2 protein-coding genes are annotated in these 3,442 nt (G+C 53.2%); both read right to left on the bottom strand.

Features of this window, described 5'->3' with window-relative positions; genetic code table 11:
* Positions 1-250: 250 nt before the first annotated feature.
* Positions 251-1,786 carry an RNA-directed DNA polymerase gene (locus tag G7B67_RS12750; RefSeq protein ID WP_166213014.1) on the bottom strand — a complete coding sequence of 512 codons (1,536 nt, stop codon included), beginning with the start codon at positions 1,784-1,786 and terminating at the stop codon, positions 251-253.
* A 130-nt stretch (positions 1,787-1,916) separates the two neighbouring features.
* Entirely contained in the window at positions 1,917-2,285 is a 369-nt protein-coding gene (locus tag G7B67_RS12745; RefSeq protein ID WP_166213012.1) for a hypothetical protein, read from the bottom strand.
* Positions 2,286-3,442: the final 1,157 nt, after the last annotated feature.

Here is a 3,442-nt window from a genome sequence, read left to right as displayed (position 1 = left end):
GACCGCGCACCAGGAGCCGCGAGCGCCCGGCATTGGTGCCGCCGGTAACCTCGATCGCCAGTACTGCCGCGTAGAGATACGAGCGCCGCTTAGATGACCCCAAGCGCGACCGAAGATGGTGGACGAAGGCGACAAGGTGCTGAGCGAAGCGAGCAACCCGAACTGCCGAAGTGCCGCAGCGGGCCCGCTCTTAGCGGCCTAACACCTGAATTAAGCCGACCCGCGAAGCGGGTTCGGCTTGAATGAATTGTTAGACCGCTTTCGACCATTTTGCCAGGCTTTGATCAAATGGCCTGTAGAAAGGATGACGATTCAAGAAGAACTTCTTTTCGTCGCGAGGGAATTCAGAGGCGGCGTAGATAAAAGCGCTCTTACGCCAAGGATCCATGTGCTGAAAGGACTCTTTGTGCTCCCTCAACCAATCTACCGCTCCATTTGCCTTGGCGGCGAGAAGAATCTCCCTCTGCGCGAAAGCGTCAGATGAGCGATAGCTCTCCGCAAGTTTTGAGAAATGATTCATATGCGGAGTCTTGCTAAATAGGCTAAGCACCGACAGTCGGAAGTACGGTTGCTGTGCAATTTCCGGCAAATTCAGGAGGCCAAGAAGTCGCTCCCCTAAGCGCAGGAAATCTTGCTGGTCTATGAATTGAACCGAGGCCAAGTAAGTGCATATGTTGGCTAAGCAAGGCCCAAGTTTCTCGATGTTGCGAAGTGAAATGTCGATTGCACCTGGATGTCCCACTTGGGCAAGCCGCCGGTAGAACCATCTGAGGCGAATGAAATCAATAGGGGTCTGGTTTAAGTACTCGGTAATCACCTGCTCTAGTGCGGCTTGTGAAAACTGAGCCCAATCAGCAGCGCTGATGGAGTTGTAGGTGATGACTTTGTACGGATTTCCGCCAGAGTAGCGCTTGATGATCTGTAGAAGTCTGTCTTCTTCGTCTGAAATCGGGCGGTCTTGCACCATCTCATGACACAAGGCTCGAAAGTCAGCCTGATTGAACAGCTTGGTCTTATGTCTTTGCAGCATGAGTCGCTGTTGTTGATCAAGCGTTGTAGCAATTTTGCCTAGTGTCGCTCTTGCTTCTTGTTCGCTCGAGCAGAACACGAGTATGTCGTCTGCGTACCTTAAGAAATCAACCCCTTGTGCTCGCAGGGAGTTGTCAATTGGGATCAGAGTTGACTCCGCAATAAGATGCGTTGCGTGGGGGCCAATTGGCACCCCTCTTGAAACGCCTGCGGTTGTCGATTCGAATAGTCCGATTAGCCACTTCGTCACTTGATTTGGAAATGACGAAGCGATCAGCTGATTCTCGATTGTGTGGTGATAAATCTGATTGTAGAAATCCGCAATGTCGCAATAGAGAACCCACTGAAAGCTATTGGCCTTGTGATATGCCGATTCCCAGAATTTGTTCCAGCTCTCTTTTTCTCCGTAAAGCCCGTCGATAAGAGTGGGGTGGAATCTGTAACTGAAGATCGTGTCTGCTGCCAAGCGGCGTCGTTCGATTTCTGCGCCGTACTCGTAAACAAGTGCGCAAAAGATGATCGAATCTTGAGGGTCTAGCTGCGTTGCCTGTCGGTAAGAGAAGTCATCTTTTGGAACAAGAAATCGACGGCAAGGGCCTGCCGGTAGGTCGCTGAGCTGCTTTCCGATGACAGTAGTTATGAAGTCGGTTGGTTCTGAATTAATTGCGTCAATTTCAGGGATCTTCGGAAATAGGTCTCCGTCACCGTGTACAGACAGGAATTGAAGAGACCATCGGAGTGATGCTTCTGAGATCACGAGTACTCTCCGAGCGGTCTAACACCTGAATTAAGCCGACTTGCGTAGTGGAAGCGAAAGCGTGGCAAGCTTTTCCTGCCACGCTTTCGCTGGAACGAAGCAAGTTCGGCTTGAATGAATTGTTAGACCCTCACACGTGATCTTTATTGAACTCCTGGGATCCGACAACGGCGCCTTGCTGAAGTTTATTGGTCTTGGCCAATAGCGAGAGCGTCTCGTCGGGCGAAATCAGGAGATACGTTGCAGCCGCAGGAAGTTTAATGGTGGCCGACTGGCCAGCACTAATATTAACGACCTGCAAGGCTTTACTCGAAGAATCAAAGAACTCTGCTCGGCACTCGCCAGAAGTGGATGCCACGCATTTGAATTGGAAGTCGCCACTAGGACTCGCATTGTTGTATTGCCAGGCAACGCTACCCTTGTGGGTCATATCGGATGCGCTGCTGCAACCAGCCAAGCAAAGAGCAAGAAGGATGGCGGCTGTTCGTTTGTGATTCATTGATCTCTCCATGAGGGTCTAACGCCTGAATTAAGCCGAGCCGCGAAGCGGCTTCGGCTTGAATGAATTGTTAGGGCGCATCTGGCGATAGCTCATGCGCTGAGGTTACGCAGATTGATCCCGGCCATTGGCTCAAGTGCCCCTTGATAGTTTGCGTGAAGAAGCCCGTGATCTCTACGTGCTTGTCGGCCAAGCCGGGGGCCATACCGAAGAGCCAGAGACCCGTGCGAAATTCTTGGCCGCAGGCAGCCTGCGCTGCATGGGGATAGACAGCAGAGTGCTCAAAGCGCGAGCAGTAGTGTCCGGAGAGGCGAATGAAGGCTCCCTCGTAACGAGCAGGATCTTGCGTAAGAGAAGTAACCGAAACTGCTTGCGGTACTCCGACCGGTCGCGGGCATTCGCCTACCGGGAATCCTGAAGTGTCTACACCTGCGCCGGCAGTGCCATGGCACGCGCTGAGCAGGGCAATCACTGAGGCGGCCATAATCTTTCGCATGCGCCCTAACACCTGAATTAAGCCGACATGCGTAGTGGAGGCAAAAGGTGGCACGCTTTTCAGTGCCGCCTTTTGCTGGAACGAAGCATGTTCGGCTTGAATGAATTGTTAGGCCTCAGCTTAGGCTTTGCGCCGGCGGCCCATGGCCAACGCCCAAACCCAAGACCCCAGAAAGGAAACGGCGAAAAGCACGAAGGCGAGTGTAGCCAAAGACAGCCAATCTGCGAAAAAGATAGTGTCTCGATAGCAGGAGACAGGCTCATCACCCGTGCGTGAGCCGTTGCAAGATGCAGCGATGCCCGTGTGATGCGCCCATAAAGCCAACCCGGCAACGATGATCAAGCAAATCGCAACGGCAAAAACTACTAGCGAGCGTTTCAAGAGACTCATACTTGCCTTAGCCACGTCTGGGGCCTAACACCTGAATTAAGCCGACCTGCGTAGTGGAGGCAAAAGGTGGCACGCTTTTCAGTGCCGCCTTTTGCTGGAACGAAGCGGGTTCGGCTTGAATGAATCGTTAGGCCGCCATTTGTCCACAAGAATCATTGGCTGACAAGCCACACGCTTGACCTGAGGCCGAACCAGTCGGCCGCGCGCCGGAATCTGCAGGCGCCCAGCCCGGATGCCGCCTAGTGGCCTGGGATGCGGCAATGCCGCCGGA

This window comes from Cognatiluteimonas telluris (genome assembly GCF_011320095.1).
Lineage (GTDB): Bacteria > Pseudomonadota > Gammaproteobacteria > Xanthomonadales > Xanthomonadaceae > Cognatiluteimonas > Cognatiluteimonas telluris.
The sequence above is the reverse complement of the archived record's forward strand: the minus strand, read 5'-3'. Positions and strand labels throughout refer to the sequence as shown.